Annotated in this window: 1 protein-coding gene; it reads left to right on the forward strand. The window is 39.9% G+C overall.

Translation table 11 applies throughout. The features are described from left to right. On the forward strand, nt 1-208 hold a 208-nt coding region (locus CWB62_RS18720), incomplete at both ends, for a hypothetical protein (protein ID WP_212747504.1).

Consider the following 208-nt stretch of genomic DNA (forward strand, 5'->3'; position numbering starts at 1 on the left):
GGTTATGTGATGGAGAATCCACAAAAGAAAGCGGGTAAAGTGAAGGGCGAAGAGTTGATTGCTAATAAGCAAATTTATGCTTGGAAAAATAATGGATTCGATAATATCCGTAGTACTCAGAAAGGCGCTGCTCAGGGATCCTTTCAGGCCAACTTTAAAAGAGGTAATGGAGATAATATGGGTTTAGCCGGTGGTTTGAATGATAATG

This window comes from Pseudoalteromonas sp. S408 (assembly GCF_005886645.1).
In the GTDB taxonomy this organism is placed as follows: Bacteria; Pseudomonadota; Gammaproteobacteria; order Enterobacterales; family Alteromonadaceae; genus Pseudoalteromonas.